The following is a 16542-nucleotide window of genomic DNA, read 5'->3' as shown; positions in this document are numbered from 1 at the left end:
GTTAGTATTTGCGCGATGTATTCTTACTAACGATGACAACTAGAGACAATCCGACCATGCATTCTGTATTTAAACAGTTGATTCGAACTGTTGCACTGCTCGCTGGTGCAACCGCCCTCGTCGCGCAAGCTTCGATTATTCCACCGCCTCCGAAAGTGAATGCCAAAGGTTATATCCTGATGGATTACACCACCGGCTATGTGATTGCGGAAGGTAATGCGGATGAGCAGCTTGCTCCGGCGAGTCTGACCAAAATGATGACCAGCTATATTATCGGCCGGGAGATCCAGGAGGGTCGTATTCATCCATCCGATTTGGTTACCATTAGCGAGAACGCCTGGGCTAAGAATTTCCCTGAATCGTCAAAGATGTTTATTGAAGTAGGTAAGCAGATTAGCGTTGCCGATCTTAATCGTGGCATCATCATCTCATCGGGTAACGATGCCTGTGTTGCCATGGCAGAGCATATCGCCGGCAGTGAGTCAGCTTTTGCTGACCTGATGAACAATTATGCGTTCGAACTCGGCATGACCAACACGCATTTCTCCAATAGCCACGGTCTGCCTGACCCAGAGCAATATACCTCGCCTCGCGATATGGCCATTCTGGGTGCCGCTCTGATTCGTGATGTGCCGGAAGAGTACGCCATCTACTCAGAGAAAGAATTTACGTTCAATTCTATTAAGCAGTACAACCGCAATTCATTATTGTGGGATGCCAGTATGAATGTTGACGGCATTAAAACCGGACATACCGAGGAAGCTGGCTATAGTCTGGTAACCTCAGCCGTCGAAGGCGACACGCGATTAGTTGCTGTAGTTATGGGTACCACCAGCGAACAGGCGCGCAAAATCGAGAGCAAGAAGCTACTTAACTATGGCTTCCGTTATTATGAAACCGTGCAAGCTTACAGTGCCGGCGATAGCTTTGTTGATCAACGCGTGTGGGGCGGTGAGCAGGACACGGTACAATTGGGGATCGCCGAAGATGCGATAATTACGCTACCCCGCGGCCAACGTGAGAACCTGAAAGCCAGCATTCAACTTGATGCTGAACTCGAAGCACCAGTTAGCAAAGGCGTACAAGTAGGTACCGTTAGCATTGAGCTGGATGGCGAAACAATTGCCCGCTATCCGTTAGTTACCCTTTCTGATGTCGCTGAAGGCGGGCTCTTTAAGCAACTGACCGACTGGGTTGTCCGTAAATTTAACGAAGAGTAACACTGCAAATGAGCGGTTTAGTCTATCTTAATGGCGAATGGCTCGTTCCTGAACAAGCGAAAGTCTCGGTCTTTGACCGGGGCTTTTTGTTTGCGGACGGCATTTATGAAGTTATACCTGTCTATCACGGCCGGCCGTTTCTCGCTCAATACCATCTGGATCGACTGCACCGCTCACTGGCTGCAATTGCCATTCCCGATCAGCCGGACGCGTTCTGGCAATCGTTGGTTGTCGAACTTATTGATCGTAATGAGATGCAGAATGGCCTCATCTACTTTCAGGTAACCCGTGGTGCCGAAAGCAAACGTTCGCACTTACCACAGGGGCCTGTCACCCCCACTATCTTTGCCAGCATATCGCCCCTTGAACTGCACTGGGATACTCCGGAGCCAGCTAAAGTTGTGCTATGTGAAGATATCCGTTGGCTGCGCTGTGATATAAAAAGCATCAGCCTGCTCGGTAATATCATGCTGAAACAGTACGCCCAGCAACAGGCGGCGATTGAACCTATGTTACATCGTGACGGTAGCGTTACCGAAGGGGCCTCCAGTAATTATTTCGCGGTAAAAGACGGCGTAATTTTTACCGCTCCAAGGGATAACTTGATTTTGCCCGGAATTACCCGCATGTGGGTACTGGAATTAGCACAGCAGCTCAAGTTACCGGTTCGTGAAGAAGCCTTCCACATTTCTGAGCTAGCGCAACTCGATGAGCTTTTCCTTACCAGCTCGAGTCGCGAGGTACAGCCGATTGGCCAAATAGATGATATAATTATTGGCAATGGCCGCTGTGGTCCGTTAACGCAGAAGTTAATCGAGGCGTTCCACGAAAGTAAGCGCGCGCATTTAGCATAGGAGTTACAGATGCAGAAAACCCGTTTCGATGAACTGGTCGAGTTCCCTTGCAACTTTACCTTTAAGGTTATGGGCCTGGCTAAGCCAGAGCTTCCAGATGCCGTCGTCGCGGTCGCACAAGAACATGCGCCGGGTGATTACACTCCGGCAGTTAAGCCAAGTAGTAAGGGCAATTACCATTCTGTATCGATTCAGATCCGAGTCGAAAGTCAGTCACATGTTGAAACCCTTTACCGGGCACTGGCGGCAATTGAAGATGTCCGTTATGTGCTCTGATTTAATTGTCCGACAGCTTGGCCGGCAAGCCTATGAGCCGGTTTGGCATGCCATGCAGGCATTTACTGATGAGCGTGACGCCAACACCCCTGATGAGCTCTGGGTACTTGAACACGACCCTGTGTTTACCCAGGGGCAGGCAGGTAAAGCTGAGCATATTCTCGCTCCCGGTGATATCCCGGTGGTGAAAGTCGATCGCGGCGGACAAGTGACCTACCATGGGCCGGGTCAGCTCGTGGTTTACTTTCTGCTGGATATCCGACGCCTCAAAATTGGTGTCCGTCAGCTGGTGAACCATATCGAAAATACTATCGTAAAGGTCATGGCTGAAGCCGGTATTGAAGCTAATGCGCGACCCGACGCACCAGGTGTTTATGTCGATGGCGCTAAATTATGCTCATTAGGTCTAAGAATTCGCAAAGGCTGTTCATTTCATGGACTAGCACTAAATGTTAATATGGATCTCAGTCCATTTTTACGCATCAACCCTTGTGGTTATGCAGGAATGCAGATGGTGCAGAGTAAAGAGTTAGGCGGCCCGGCAACTGTCTCTGCGGCAGCCGAACGGGTTACTGCCCTATTTGCCGAACAGCTCGGTTACCACAACATTCACGAACACACAGGATTCGACAACAATTATGTCCAAGCCAGTTAGAGTTGAACCCGGAGTAAAACTTCGCGACGCCGATAAAATGGCTCTCATTCCGGTGAAAGTCGTCCCAACTGAGCGGGATCAGATGCTCCGCAAACCTGAGTGGCTGAAAGTTAAGCTTCCAGCCTCCACACAACGCATTGACGAAATAAAACAAGCGATGCGCAAGCATGGCTTACATTCGGTCTGTGAAGAGGCATCCTGCCCAAATTTACCTGAGTGTTTCAATCATGGTACCGCGACCTTTATGATTCTTGGCGCGATTTGTACCCGTCGTTGTCCGTTTTGCGATGTCGCTCACGGGCGTCCTCTGCCCCCGGATCCAGAAGAGGCAGTCAAACTCGGTGCAACCATTCGTGACATGAAAGTCAAATACGTGGTGGTTACCTCTGTTGACCGTGATGATCTGCGCGATGGTGGCGCACAACACTTTGCCGACTGTATCCGGGAGATCCGTGCCGAAAGCCCGGGTATTCAGGTTGAAGTACTGGTGCCGGATTTCCGTGGCCGTATGGATGTCGCACTCGATATTTTAAGTGGTGAAGCGCCCGACGTATTCAACCACAACCTGGAAACTGTGCCGCGCATGTATAAAGCAGCGCGCCCTGGAGCGAATTACCAGTGGTCACTCGATTTGCTGCAGCGCTATAAAGAAGCACGTCCGGATATTCGTACCAAATCAGGTTTAATGGTAGGCCTTGGCGAAACCAATGAAGAGATTCTCGAAGTTATGCGCGATCTACGTGCCCATGACGTCGACATGCTGACCATTGGTCAATATCTGCAACCGAGTCGCCACCACTTACCGGTAACACGCTACGTGCATCCTGACGAGTTCGAGATGTTCCGGAAAGAAGGTGTGAAAATGGGCTTTACCCACATCGCCAGCGGTCCATTAGTACGCTCGTCATACCATGCTGACTTACAAGCGGCCGGTAAAGAAGTTAAATAACAGCTTCAACTAAACAGGAAGGCTAGCCATGAGTACGCTGATTTGGTGTTTGCTAATTGCGGGGTTATTGCCAATTGCTGCGAAAGCGCCAGTGGTTTATTTTCAAAACCGTGATAGTGGCTATGACAATCGACATCCACGTGCTCAGCAGCAACGTTTGACCGGCATAGGTGCGCGCGCCGTCGCTGGTCATTACAATGCTTACGAAGCTTTTCCGTTATTTGCGGCGGCAGTATTGCTGGTCATCGCTACGGGACATGTCGGGATTGTCAATCAGTGGTTGGCTGTTGCTTTTGTCGGCCTGCGTATTCTCTATCATGTTCTCTATCTTGCCAACCGGGACAAGTTACGCAGTTTAGTCTGGTTTCTTGCCCTGCTCTGTCCGGTGATCATGATCGCGCAGACAGCTACCGCATTGTCACTTTAAGCGACGCAACATTTCGAGATAAATCGGTGGCCATACATTCACGTCGTGGTATTCCATGGCAGTCATTCGGGCCACCGGTTTCCAGCTATAGACACCAGTGACGGCCGCACAGGTGTTACTGGGAAATAAACCTACCGTTACTGTTTCATCCGAGCCCAGGCGCCACTTTCCGTTGCCATCCGGTTGGCCTAACTGGCGCCAGTCGTCAACGGCTTCATGCCATGGCAGACGCTGCCATAGCGCCTTGAGCCCGTCACTGGAAAGTTGGTCGTTGCTGGTGGTCACTACATTAACTGAAAGGTGGTGGTAATCGCCTTCACAGTAGTCTCTGGCCAGGTTAGCCGACATCGCATATTCGTCGGCAAAACCCAACCAATGGCCGATTTCATGGGCGAGAACATCAATACCGGCAGAGATTGGCAACACCATCTGCCAGGTGCTGGCACTGGCAATCAGGGGCTCGTCAGCGACAAAGACCAGTTGCCGCTGGTGCAGCTCGCGGGGCAACAATGCTAAATCACACTGCTGACTGCCGCGACCACGGGTTGCGCCGCAATTCAGATCCTTGAGGTCGTGATACCAGCGCACTGAAAAACAATTCGAAAATTCTGCCAGAGGATGCTCTGGCCACTGCGCCAATGTTTGCAGCACGGGTTCAGCCTGACCTTCAGGCAACCACAATTGCACTGGTAAATCATCGGCTTCGCACGCAGCTCCAGTAGCGATCGCATAGCCCGGTTGATAGTTCGCCGTCTTGTCGCTCGAATACCATGAGGCTAAGGTCAGACTTGGTAAATTCTGCGAAATCTGTGCGCTCTTCGCAGTCTGTATCAGCCCACACATGGAGAGCAGCACCGCTGCAACGGACGCGGCATTACTTAACTTTTTCCGCATTGGCTTGCTGTTGACTCCAATCCATCTCAATTCCGGCATAACGATGCTCTAAAAACATATACACATTCGTTGTCAGTGCCAACCGGAAATAAACTGCGGCGGTATCCCACTCGCCTTCTAACTGTTTAAGCTTGCCCAGATAGAAGTAAGCTTCGCACATCCGCTCAGTAAGCGTTTCATCAGCAGCCAGCCCCTTGGTTGCATAAGCGGTCAGGAAGTCTTGTTCGCTGGTGGCGCCAAGGTACAAATCAACAACATGCCAGGCCCAGGCTTCATTGCTATGCTCCAGACGCGCTTTGGCAAGATTTTGCTGCGCCGCCTCAGGTGTTAATTCAACTGCGGCAAGATAGCGCCAAATCGCCCGATAAGGATCGCTGGGATCCGTCTCAAAGTAACGTGAAAAGTCATCTGCCGCGAGATCAAAGCGATTATCGTAATAGGCCGCAACGCCACGATTTAAATAGGCATAAGGATGCTCAGGTTCCAGCTCGAGAACCGACTCAAACGCCTCATAAGCATAATCAAACTGCCCGACCTGAGTGTAATGAATACCCAGGTAATTATAGGCATCAGCCAGGCGTGGCTGGTAATCGAGGGCACGATTAAAGTCGATCCGCGCGAGCGTGGTCAGGCCCAGAGCATCGTACAAACTGCCACGGCGATACAGCAGTTGCCCCATCGCCTCAGCATCAAGCTGTTCACGTTCCTGCGCCATGATTTCGGTTAATTTTGCCAATTCAAGCTGAAACCTGCTATCGGGGGCTTGCGGCTCTACCACTACGAGGTTTGCAAGCGTAGCGTTATTCTGTGCAGGGGTCGTTGTGCAGCCAGTGATGCCTAAGCAACAAACAAACATTAACCAGCCAACGCGATTAAAACTCATGAGTACTCCTGAATACCTATCCTTGCGTTCATCATAGCGCACCTTGGCAGAAAAAAGAAAAGGGGCCGAAGCCCCTTTCCATCTTGCAATTGTAAGCTGATTTATTCAGCTTCGTCCTGACCTTGCTCCGGGCTGGCTTCAGCTGCTGGCTGCGCTGCTTCTGCAGGCTTCTCAGCGGCTTCTTTCATGCTCAGACGGACACGACCCTGACGATCAATTTCTAACACTTTAACTGGCACGATGTCGCCAACGTTAAGGTATTCATTGACATCATTCACGCGCTCTTCAGCGATTTGTGAAATATGTACCAAGCCATCTTTACCAGGCAGAATGGTCACGAACGCGCCGAAATCGACGATACGTGCAACTTTACCCTGATAGATACGACCTACTTCGACATCTTCAGTCAACTCTTTGATGCGGTCAATTGCGGCTTGCGCTGATTCTTGATCAGTCGCTGCAATGCGAACCGTACCGTCATCGTTGATTTCGATGTTAGTGTTGGTTGACTCAGTAAGCTCACGAATCACCGCTCCGCCTTTACCAATCACGTCACGGATCTTGTCCGGGTTGATCTTCATCGTGTGATAACGCGGGGCGTAATCAGACAGCTCCTGGCGCGCACCAGAAATTGCGTCGTCCATCACATTCAGGATGTGTAAACGCGCAGCTTTGGCTTGCTCAAGTGCCTTTTCCATGATTTCACGAGTGATACCGTCAATTTTGATATCCATCTGCAAGGCAGTTACGCCCTCTTTGCTACCCGCTACTTTAAAGTCCATGTCACCCAGGTGATCTTCATCGCCCAGGATGTCAGATAGAACGACGAACTTGTCGCCTTCTTTAACCAGACCCATAGCGATACCGGCAACTGAAGCTTTAATAGGTACACCAGCGTCCATCAATGCTAACGAGGTACCACATACTGAAGCCATTGAGCTTGAACCATTTGATTCAGTGATTTCAGAAACCACACGAATGGTGTATGGGAATTCTTCCTGGCTTGGCATAACAGCTTGAACACCGCGCTTCGCCAAACGGCCATGACCGATTTCACGACGCTTAGGTGAACCGACAAAACCCGTTTCACCAACACAGTACGGAGGAAAGTTATAATGCAGCATAAAGCGGTTGTTGCTTGAACCGATCAAGTCATCAATCATCTGCGCATCACGCTCTGTACCCAAAGTCGCAGCGACTAAGGCCTGTGTCTCACCGCGGGTAAATACCGCAGAACCGTGCACACGTGGCAACATACCAGTCGCGATATCCAATGCACGAACCATGTCCGGTTCACGCCCATCGATACGCTTCTCACCAGCAATAATACGGCGACGGACCACATCACTCTCAAGACCGTGGAACAGGTTACCGATTTGTTTCGCGTCTAAGGTTTCGTCTTCGGCAGTCAGCTTTTCGATCACTTCGTCGCGAAGCTTTTTGACTTGCTCATAACGCTCTGTCTTTTCAGTGATGCGGTAGGCTTCACCGATACCTTCTTCTGCCAACGCTTTGATTTTGTTAAGCAGTTCTTCGTTGGTCGCCGGAGCTTCCCATTCCCACTTCGGCTTACCAGCTTCAGCAGTGAACTCATTAATATTTTCGATCACGGTTTGCATCTGCTCGTGACCATAAACAACAGCGCCCAACATGGCATCTTCTGACAGCAATTGTGCTTCGGACTCAACCATCAATACGGCATTGTTGGTACCGGCGACAACCAGATCGAGCTTAGACTCAGTCAGTTCGTCTAGGGTAGGGTTCAATACGTATTCATCATTGATGACACCAACACGAGCCGCACCGATCGGACCAGCAAAAGGGACGCCTGCAATGCAAAGTGCTGCAGAAGCACCAATCAAAGCCACAATATCAGGGCTAATTTGAGGATTTACAGAAACGACGGTAGCAATGATTTGCACTTCGTTTTTGAAACCTTCAGGGAAAAGTGGACGAATTGGACGGTCAATCAAACGCGAGGTCAGAGTTTCACCTTCTGACGGACGACCTTCACGCTTGAAGAAACCACCTGGGATTTTACCCGCAGCGTAAGTACGTTCTTGATAATTAACTGTAAGTGGGAAGAAATCTTGCCCTTCATTGGCTTCTTTCTTAGCAACAACAGTAACCAATACTGTTGTGTCATCCATACTGGCAAGTACTGCGCCAGTCGCTTGGCGCGCCATCGCGCCGGTTTCTAATGTTACGGTATGACGGCCGTATTTAAATTGTTTTGTAATCGGATTCACGTTTTTTTCCTTTACCTTCTTCTCTTTAAATACAATTTCGTTATTGGATATTAGATATTAGTTATTAGTTATTAGTTGAATAACCAATACCTCACTCTACTAACCAATATCTAATAACCAATAACGCTTTCGATGTTTACTAACCAATAACGCTTTCGATTTCGATTTTCTATAAGTAAAAAGGGGCCTTGCGGCCCCTTTTTGAACAGTGCTTAGCGACGTAAACCGAGTCGCTCAATCAGAGATGCATAACGCTGATTGTCTTTACGCTTCAGGTAGTCCAACAGTTTACGACGTTGGCTTACCATGCGTAACAGACCACGACGTGAGTGGTGATCTTTCGCGTGTTCTTTAAAGTGGCTTTGCAGCTCGTTAATGTTTGCAGTTAGCAAAGCAACCTGGACTTCTGGCGAACCAGTGTCATTTTCAACTTGCCCAAATTCTTTAACGATTTCAGCTTTTTTTGCCGCAGTTAGTGACATAAAGTACTCCTAGTTTAGATAAAATATCGGTGCCAATCACTAATTCAGCATCGATGGAATCGCCAAGCATTATACGGACTCACCTAGGGTTTAGCAATGCTTAGCACTCGCTTTGGGGTAATTTTATCACCCCGCCAGCTGCCTAACCCAAGTAACGCATCATCACTTTCGCGTTTAACCCTTAACACCTCATGATCTACATCCGTCTGACCAGCCACGGGAGCGGCTGGATTACCCGCGACAAAGCGCACCGCATCAGCATCTACAACCCAAACTTGAGGTATTTGCTGGACCACCGAGTCACATGGTAACAAGAGTGCATCCAGCGCGCGGTAATCCCCCTGTTCCGGATCACATTGTGCTGCCAGATGTTCGAGCTCCGCGAGCGTATGCATAGGCCCTTCGACACCTTCAATCCAGGTTCGCCGTAACGCACTGACATAGGCTCCACAGCCAAAATATTGGCCCATATCGTCAATCAGGGTTCGAATATAGGTACCTTTGCTGCAGGTTACTTCCAGACTTAAATAATCACCTGAAAATTCCAGCAGACGAATACTCCGGATTACTATCTCACGTGACTTGCGTGGTACCTCGATGCCCTGCCGCGCGTAATAATACAGCGGTCGGCCTTCATATTTTAACGCTGAAAACATTGATGGTGACTGCTGTTGCGGGCCCAGGAAATGTTGCAATGCGCGTTCTAGCGTGGCGTTGTCTAAGTTGACTTCACGTTGTTCGACAACCTCACCTTCGCCGTCGCTGGTGGTGGTTCGCACACCTAAGTGTGCTGTCACTTCATAGGTTTTATCGGCTTCAAGGGCAAAATGCGACAGCTTTGTCGCTTCGCCAAAGCATAAGGGCAGGATGCCTGTCGCCAGTGGATCTAACGCGCCCGTATGTCCGCCTTTGCGGGCATTAAAAAAACGCCGCACCTTTTGCAGTGCGGCGTTTGAGGTTAGTTCCAGAGGCTTGTCTAAGACAATCACGCCGCTAATATCGCGACCCGATTTACGTCGTCCCATTAATCGTCTCCGTTGTCATCCTTCGGGGTATGGCGTTGTTCGTCGCGACGAACGGCTTCATCCACCAATTTCGACATCCGAATACCTTCATTCAACGACGGGTCATGCACAAACCGGAGTTCAGGCATGATCCGGGCTTTCACCCGTTTACCAAGTAAAGAACGGACAAAACCAGCGGCATTATTAAGTACCTTCAGGGCCTGCTTTACCTGCTCTTCGTCATCCTGCATAAAGGTAACGAATACTTTGGCATAGGCAAGGTCTCGGGATACTTCTACGTCCGATACAGTCACCATCGACACGCGTGGATCTTTGATTTCGCGTTGCAATATCAGCGCAATTTCACGCTGATATTGCTGACCAACCCGTTCTGTACGACTATAGTCTTTCGCCATAAGGGTTAGAGACTCCGCTCAATTTGTACGGTTTCGAAAACTTCGATCTGGTCGCCGACTTTAACATCGTTGTAATTCTTCACACCGATACCACATTCCATACCGGCACGAACTTCCGCGATGTCATCTTTAAAGCGGCGTAGTGATTCAAGCTCACCTTCGTAGATAACTACATTGTCACGCAATACGCGAATCGGTGCTGAACGCTTGACCACACCTTCGGTAACCATACAACCTGCGATGGCACCAATCTTCGGTGATTTAAACACGTCGCGGACTTCCGCCAGACCAATGATTTGTTGCTTAAATTCAGGCGCCAACATGCCACCCATTGCCAACTTAATTTCATCAATCAAGTCATAGATGACGCTGTAATAGCGTAAGTCGACAGCTTCCTGCTCGATAACCTTCTTCGCCGCAGCATCTGCACGTACGTTAAAGCCTACGATGATAGCGTCTGAAGCGCCTGCCAACGATGCGTCGGTTTCAGTGATACCACCAACACCGCTGCCGATAATGTTAACTTTAACTTCATCGGTAGACAGTTTCTGCAACGAGTCAGCAATAGCTTCAAGTGAACCCTGAACGTCTGATTTCAAGACCACATTCAGCTCTTTCACGTCGCCTTCTTCCATGTTCGCAAACATGTTCTCCAGTTTCGCTTTCTGCTGTTTCGCAAGCTTAACCTCACGATATTTACCCTGACGGTAGTTGGCTACTTCACGTGCTTTCCGCTCGTCTTTGACCACGGTCGCTTCGTCACCGGCTTGCGGTACACCCGACAGACCTAAAATCTCAACGGGAATAGACGGACCTGCTTCTTTTACATCACGGCCAAGCTCATCACGCATGGCACGAATACGACCGTATTCAAGACCACACAAGACGATATCGCCCTGGCGTAAGGTGCCTTCCTGAACCAGGATTGAAGCAACTGGACCGCGACCTTTATCAAGCCGTGATTCAATCACGATACCGTGCGCCATACCATCGGCAACCGCTTGCAAATCAAGTACTTCTGATTGCAACAGGATGGCTTCGAGTAAGCTATCAATACCTTCACCGGAGTGCGCTGACACTGGCACGAACTGCACCTCACCGCCCCAGTCTTCCGGGATAACGTCGCGCTGCGCTAATTCGTTTTTCACCCGGTCAGGATCAGCTTCTGGCTTATCCATTTTATTAATGGCGACAACGATGGGTACGCCTGCGGCTTTCGCATGCTGGATAGCTTCCAGCGTCTGTGGCATAACGCCATCATCAGCTGCAACGACCAGAATAACGATATCCGTGGCACCCGCACCGCGCGCTCGCATTGAAGTAAAGGCGGCGTGTCCGGGGGTATCCAGGAACGTGATCATGCCATGATCGGTTTCCACGTGATACGCACCAATATGCTGAGTAATACCACCAGCTTCGCCGGACGCAACTTTGGCTTTACGAATGTAATCGAGTAGCGATGTTTTACCGTGGTCAACGTGACCCATAACGGTAACTACCGGAGCGCGTGGCGCCTTCGGCTTGCTGTCATCTTCGTTACGATCCGCAAGAACTTCCTGTTCCAATGCATTATCGCTTACCAGCACCACTTTATGACCCATTTCTTCGACCACCAATGAGGCAGTTTCCTGGTCAAGAACCTGGTTAATGGTAACCATCTCACCCATCTTCATCATGGTTTTGATGACTTCACTTGCTTTAATCGCCATACGGCTTGCAAGCTCACCAACGGTGATGGTTTCGCCGAGCTTAACTTCGCGCTCTACTGGCGCAGCTGGCTTATTAAATGCTTGCTGCAAGGTTGAACGTTTAGAGCCCTTACGACGTTTTTCACGACGCGGATTCTCATCACGTTCATCATCACCACGGCGACGCTTCTGCTTTTTACGATTACGACGCTCTTCATCAACGTCCTGCTCGTCTTCGGCTTCTTTCGCGTACTCTGAGGTAGTGAAGTGAACATCTTCCTGTTCGGCTTGCTTGCGTTTGGCTTCTTCTTCCTGCCAACGCGCGGAGTTTTCTTCCGCCAATTTACGTGCTTCTTCAGCTTGTTGCGCTGCTTCAGCTTCAGCTTTCTTACGAGCTTCTTCTTCTTGCTTCTTCCGCAAGCGCTCAGCTTCTGCTTTCGCCTCGTCAGCCTTCTTACGCTCTTCAGGCGTCATTGCCGCGCGTTTCTCGGCTTCAGCCTTGGCTTTGGCTTTTTCTTTCTCTTTGCGTGCTGCTTCTTGCTTCGCTTTTTCTTCAGCAGCTTTTTTCTCGGCCTTCGCTTTCGCTTCTGCCGCTGCCTTCGCCTCTTCTTCCTGACGTTTCGCTTCAGCTGCAATGCGTTCTTGCTCAGCTTTTTCCTGCTCGGCCTTCTGCTCGTCTTCCAGCGTAGAGCGCTTCACGTAGGTACGCTTTTTCCGCACTTCAACTTGCACTGACTTATTCTTACCCGGGCCACCGCCAATGCTAAGGGTGCTTTTCTCTTTACGTTTCAGCGTCATTTTACTCGGCTCTTGCGGGCCTTTGCCGCCATGCGACTTATTCAAATGCGCCAACAACGCTTGCTTTTCGTCTTCAGTGACCGAATCGCCCGGCTGCTTTTTCATGCCAGCCTCAGCAAACTGCGTCACTAAACGATCAACTGTCGTACCTACATCTTTAGCTAGTTTATCCAGCGTTACTTCATCCATAGTCTGTCGTACCCCCGTTGATCTTATTCTTCGTCACCGAACCAGCAAATATTACGCGCCTGCATAATTAGCTCACCAGCTCGTTGCTCGGTTAATTCTTCAATTTCTGCGAGATCGTCAATGCCTTGTTCAGCCAAATCTTCCAGGGTAATGATACCTTTGCTGGCTAGCACATAGGCCAGGTGACGGTCTAAACCTTCAAGGTTTAGTAAGGTCTCATCCGGTTCGACGCTCTCTAGCGATTCTTCATCGGCCAGCGCTTTAGTAGTTAATACTCCGCGCGCCCGATTCCGCAACTCTTCTACAATCTCTTCATCCATACCTTCGATGGTCAATAACTCATCCATAGGTACGTATGCAACTTCCTCTAACGAGGAGAAGCCTTCGTCGACCAGAACTGCAGCAAAATCTTCATCAATAGCAAGATGCTTGGTAAACAAGTCCAGTAGTCGTTGCGCTTCGGCTTCGTTCTTCTCAGTAAATTCGTCCTGCGACATTACATTGAGCTGCCAGCCGGTGAGCTGACTCGCAAGGCGAACGTTCTGTCCAGCCTTACCAATAGCCTGCGCAAGATTGCCTTCTTCAACGGCGATATCCATAGTGTGGGCATCTTCGTCGACCACAATCGAAGCGACTTCTGCCGGCGCCATGGCGTTGATAACGAACTGAGCAGGGTTGTCGTCCCATAACACGATGTCGACACGCTCACCACCAAGCTCGCCAGAAACTGCCTGCACCCGAGCTCCACGCATGCCTACACAAGCGCCAACCGGGTCAATACGACGGTCGTTGCTCTTCACTGCGATTTTCGCACGTGAACCAGGATCACGCGCCGCGCCGCGGATTTCGATCATTTCTTCGCCGATCTCAGGCACTTCAATCCGGAACAGCTCAATCAGGAAATCTGGGTTGGTACGGCTGACAAACAACTGCGCACCGCGCGCCTCAGGACGCACTTCATAAAGCAAGCCGCGTACGCGGTCGCCAACCCGAACGGATTCGCGTGGTAACATTTCTTCACGATAAATCATCGCTTCTGCATTGTTACCTAAATCAAGCAGTACATGCTCGCGGTTAGCGCGTTTTACGATACCGCTCACCAGTTCGCCGACTTGATCCTGATACTCATCAACAACTTTTGCCCGTTCAGCTTCACGTACTTTTTGTACGATAACCTGTTTCGCTGTCTGGGTAGTAATACGATCAAATTCAATTGAGGCGATTTCTTCTTCAACATAATCGCCGGCTTGTACGGATTCGTCTTCGTACTGAGCGGCAGCCAGGCTGATCTCGCGATACGGATGCTCAAGCGGCTGTTCCGTGTCGTCGACCACTAACCAGCGGCGGAAGGTGTCGAAGTCACCGGTATTACGGTCAATACTTACCCGCACGTCGATGTCGCCGTCATATTTCTTTTTCGTTGCATGCGCTAACGCAGACTCAAGAGCCTCAAAGATTTTTTCTTTCGATACGTCTTTTTCGTTCGAAACAGCTTCTGCAACTAATAAAATTTCTTTTGCCATTATTTTGCCTCGCCTGCGCAATCCTTAGTTTAACTGAGGAACTAAATGAGCTTTTTTCACTGTTGAGTAATTGACCGTCATTGGTTCACCCTCAACTTCGAAATCAACAGAGCTGCCATCAACTGCTTTGATGACACCTTTAAATTTACGTTTGTTCTGTTGCGCCATGGTCAGTTCCACCGCAACCGTTTCACCTACATAGTCCTGCATTTGCGCAGCACTGAAGAATGGACGTTCCATACCCGGCGACGAGACTTCGAGAAAGTACTCACTATTGATCGGGTCTTCGACATCCAACAACGCGCTGACCTGGTAACTCACATCCGCGCAATCGTTAACACTAATACCATTTTCATGGTCAATATAAACGCGCAAGGTTGAATGTTTTCCTGCGCGAACAAATTCAACGCCCCACAACTCAAAGCCCAAAGCAGCTACGGCTGGCTCTATCATGGTGACTAAGCGTTCTTCAATACGTGCCAAATTCTTGAACTCCTGAAACAAAAAAAGGGCGTAAACGCCCAGTGTTATGACTGCTAATTCGCTCGACAACCTGTGTCGTACCGCATTGCAGCAGAGGTCACATAGTAAAAAGCCCCGAACTGCTGCGGGGCTTTTAGAACACTGGACCCTTTGTTAAATGGTTGCGGGGGCAGGATTTGAACCTACGACCTTCGGGTTATGAGCCCGACGAGCTACCAGACTGCTCCACCCCGCGTCCGAAAACGTGTCCATATTATAAAGATTCCCGCAGGAAACGCAACCAAAACAGGCTGCCAATTTGGTGCGGATGGCGGGACTTGAACCCGCACGCCCGAAAGCACTACCCCCTCAAGATAGCGTGTCTACCAATTCCACCACATCCGCATAAATCGTTTCTTAGTTTGACTCTGGCACGTCATTGCCAGACGCTGGAATTTCTTCTGCTACCGGCGCCGGAGTTTCGATAGTTTCGAATTCACTTTCGACGTCGCCTGAACCTGAAGACAAATTACCCAGAATCAAACTTAATATGAAAAATAGAATCGCAATAACTGCGGTAGTCCGCGTCAGGAAATTACCAGAACCGCCTGAGCCGAACACCGTGTTCGATGAACCTGCACCGAACGACGCACCCATATCGGCGCCTTTACCTTGCTGAATCATAATAATTCCGACCAGCACAATGGCAACGATAAGATACGCAATCAATAAAAATTCGTACATAGTTAGCTTCTCCGGGCTTGGGCTGCGCGGCAAATTGCAAGGAACGCATCTGGTTCTAAACTTGCGCCGCCGATCAAGCCACCATCAATGTCTGTTTCTGCGAATAACGCAGGTGCGCTGTCCGCTTTGACACTGCCACCATACAATAATGGCACTGTTTCTGCTGCAGCAGCGTACTGTTGCTGCAACCAATTACGTATAAATGCATGCACTTCTTGTGCTTGTTGTGGACTCGCCGTTTTACCGGTACCTATGGCCCATACTGGCTCATAGGCGATGACCACATGCGCGAGTTGTGCCGCGCTGACATTAGCTAAGGCTGTAGCTAATTGCCCTTCAATAACTTTAACGGTCTCGCCGTTATCGCGCTCGTGTTCCTGTTCGCCTACACAAAGCACGACCTTTAACTTTTGTCCTGCATGGGCCAGCACAGCGTCTACTTTAGCCTGAACGCGGGCGCTGGAATCACCGTAATACTGACGGCGTTCAGAGTGCCCTACCAGTACATAGTCAGCCCCTGCTTCACTCAGCAACTGCAGACTATGCTCACCAGTGTGCGCGCCTGCAGCATGCTCGTTGGCGTCTTGTGCGCCAAGATGCACGGCATCGTAAAACACTTCCTGTTGCCAGTTAGGTAACAACACTGCTGGTGGGCAAACCACCACAGCAACATCGTTCAGCAAGGCTGCTTGCTCGCGCAAGGCCGCTGCCAACTGACTGGTTAGTAGGCGACTGCCATTCATTTTCCAGTTCGCTATGACTAACGGTTGCCGTTGCATAAATGCCTCTATTAAGTGCGTTTAAATGCTACCTCAAGAGCGGCGAGATA

The 16542-nt window shown here is 49.9% G+C and carries 17 protein-coding genes and 2 tRNA genes; 6 read left to right on the top strand and 13 right to left on the bottom strand.

The window, feature by feature from the left end; translation table 11 throughout:
* The first annotated feature begins 56 nt into the window (after positions 1-56).
* Genes CWI69_RS01515 through CWI69_RS01490 form a run of 6 tightly spaced genes read left to right on the top strand, consistent with a single transcriptional unit; the run spans position 57 to position 4381 of the window.
* The gene (locus tag CWI69_RS01515) at positions 57-1220 is read left to right on the top strand and encodes a D-alanyl-D-alanine carboxypeptidase family protein (RefSeq protein ID WP_126762783.1); all 1164 of its coding nucleotides are present in this window, start codon (positions 57-59) and stop codon (positions 1218-1220) included.
* Between the two features lie 8 nt (positions 1221-1228).
* Positions 1229-2074, top strand: coding sequence for an aminotransferase class IV (locus CWI69_RS01510; protein WP_126761254.1), 846 nt, complete (start codon positions 1229-1231; stop codon positions 2072-2074).
* 9 nt (positions 2075-2083) lie between these two features.
* The gene (ybeD, locus tag CWI69_RS01505) at positions 2084-2350 is read left to right on the top strand and encodes a DUF493 family protein YbeD (RefSeq protein WP_126761252.1); all 267 of its coding nucleotides are present in this window, start codon (positions 2084-2086) and stop codon (positions 2348-2350) included.
* On the top strand, positions 2340-3005 hold the full coding sequence (lipB, locus tag CWI69_RS01500; protein WP_126761250.1) for a lipoyl(octanoyl) transferase LipB: 666 nt from the start codon (positions 2340-2342) through the stop codon (positions 3003-3005). The genes ybeD and lipB overlap by 11 nt, the downstream gene beginning before the upstream one ends.
* Entirely contained in the window at positions 2989-3954 is a 966-nt protein-coding gene (lipA, locus tag CWI69_RS01495) for a lipoyl synthase (RefSeq protein WP_126761248.1), read from the top strand. The genes lipB and lipA overlap by 17 nt, the downstream gene beginning before the upstream one ends.
* Positions 3955-3982: 28 nt before the next feature.
* On the top strand, positions 3983-4381 hold the full coding sequence (locus CWI69_RS01490) for an MAPEG family protein (RefSeq protein WP_126761246.1): 399 nt from the start codon (positions 3983-3985) through the stop codon (positions 4379-4381).
* Here the strand turns inward: CWI69_RS01490 and CWI69_RS01485 are convergent.
* The 13 genes from CWI69_RS01485 to tpiA all read right to left on the bottom strand — a co-directional run bounded on the left by CWI69_RS01485 (position 4373) and on the right by tpiA (position 16492).
* Positions 4373-5275, bottom strand: coding sequence for a hypothetical protein (locus CWI69_RS01485; protein WP_126761244.1), 903 nt, complete (start codon positions 5273-5275; stop codon positions 4373-4375). The genes CWI69_RS01490 and CWI69_RS01485 overlap by 9 nt on opposite strands.
* Positions 5256-6158, bottom strand: coding sequence for a lipoprotein NlpI (nlpI, locus tag CWI69_RS01480; RefSeq protein ID WP_126761242.1), 903 nt, complete (start codon positions 6156-6158; stop codon positions 5256-5258). Before nlpI ends, CWI69_RS01485 begins: the two co-directional genes overlap by 20 nt.
* A gap of 101 nt (positions 6159-6259) precedes the next feature.
* Entirely contained in the window at positions 6260-8407 is a 2148-nt protein-coding gene (gene pnp, locus CWI69_RS01475) for a polyribonucleotide nucleotidyltransferase (RefSeq protein WP_126761240.1), read from the bottom strand.
* 212 nt (positions 8408-8619) lie between these two features.
* Positions 8620-8889: a 30S ribosomal protein S15 gene (gene rpsO / locus CWI69_RS01470; protein WP_126761238.1), complete on the bottom strand. Its 270-nt coding sequence runs from the start codon at positions 8887-8889 to the stop codon at positions 8620-8622.
* A gap of 83 nt (positions 8890-8972) precedes the next feature.
* On the bottom strand, positions 8973-9914 hold the full coding sequence (gene truB, locus CWI69_RS01465) for a tRNA pseudouridine(55) synthase TruB (RefSeq protein WP_126761236.1): 942 nt from the start codon (positions 9912-9914) through the stop codon (positions 8973-8975).
* Positions 9914-10309: a 30S ribosome-binding factor RbfA gene (rbfA, locus tag CWI69_RS01460; protein ID WP_126761234.1), complete on the bottom strand. Its 396-nt coding sequence runs from the start codon at positions 10307-10309 to the stop codon at positions 9914-9916. Before rbfA ends, truB begins: the two co-directional genes overlap by 1 nt.
* A gap of 5 nt (positions 10310-10314) precedes the next feature.
* Positions 10315-12984: a translation initiation factor IF-2 gene (gene infB, locus CWI69_RS01455; protein WP_126761232.1), complete on the bottom strand. Its 2670-nt coding sequence runs from the start codon at positions 12982-12984 to the stop codon at positions 10315-10317.
* 23 nt (positions 12985-13007) lie between these two features.
* A complete protein-coding gene (gene nusA / locus CWI69_RS01450) occupies positions 13008-14507 on the bottom strand; it encodes a transcription termination factor NusA (RefSeq protein ID WP_126761230.1) in 1500 nt (499 codons plus the stop codon).
* Between the two features lie 24 nt (positions 14508-14531).
* Positions 14532-14990 carry a ribosome maturation factor RimP gene (gene rimP, locus CWI69_RS01445; RefSeq protein ID WP_126761228.1) on the bottom strand — a complete coding sequence of 153 codons (459 nt, stop codon included), beginning with the start codon at positions 14988-14990 and terminating at the stop codon, positions 14532-14534.
* A 158-nt stretch (positions 14991-15148) separates the two neighbouring features.
* Positions 15149-15225 (bottom strand) — tRNA-Met (locus CWI69_RS01440).
* Positions 15226-15289: 64 nt separating this feature from the next.
* A tRNA-Leu gene (locus CWI69_RS01435) sits at positions 15290-15374 on the bottom strand.
* A gap of 12 nt (positions 15375-15386) precedes the next feature.
* The gene (secG, locus tag CWI69_RS01430; protein WP_126761226.1) at positions 15387-15713 is read right to left on the bottom strand and encodes a preprotein translocase subunit SecG; all 327 of its coding nucleotides are present in this window, start codon (positions 15711-15713) and stop codon (positions 15387-15389) included.
* 2 nt (positions 15714-15715) lie between these two features.
* On the bottom strand, positions 15716-16492 hold the full coding sequence (tpiA, locus tag CWI69_RS01425) for a triose-phosphate isomerase (RefSeq protein WP_126761224.1): 777 nt from the start codon (positions 16490-16492) through the stop codon (positions 15716-15718).
* Positions 16493-16542: the final 50 nt, after the last annotated feature.

It is taken from the genome of Pseudidiomarina halophila (assembly GCF_003987215.1).
In the GTDB taxonomy this organism is placed as follows: Bacteria; Pseudomonadota; Gammaproteobacteria; order Enterobacterales; family Alteromonadaceae; genus Pseudidiomarina; species Pseudidiomarina halophila.
This window is presented reverse-complemented; position numbering and strand designations above follow the sequence as displayed.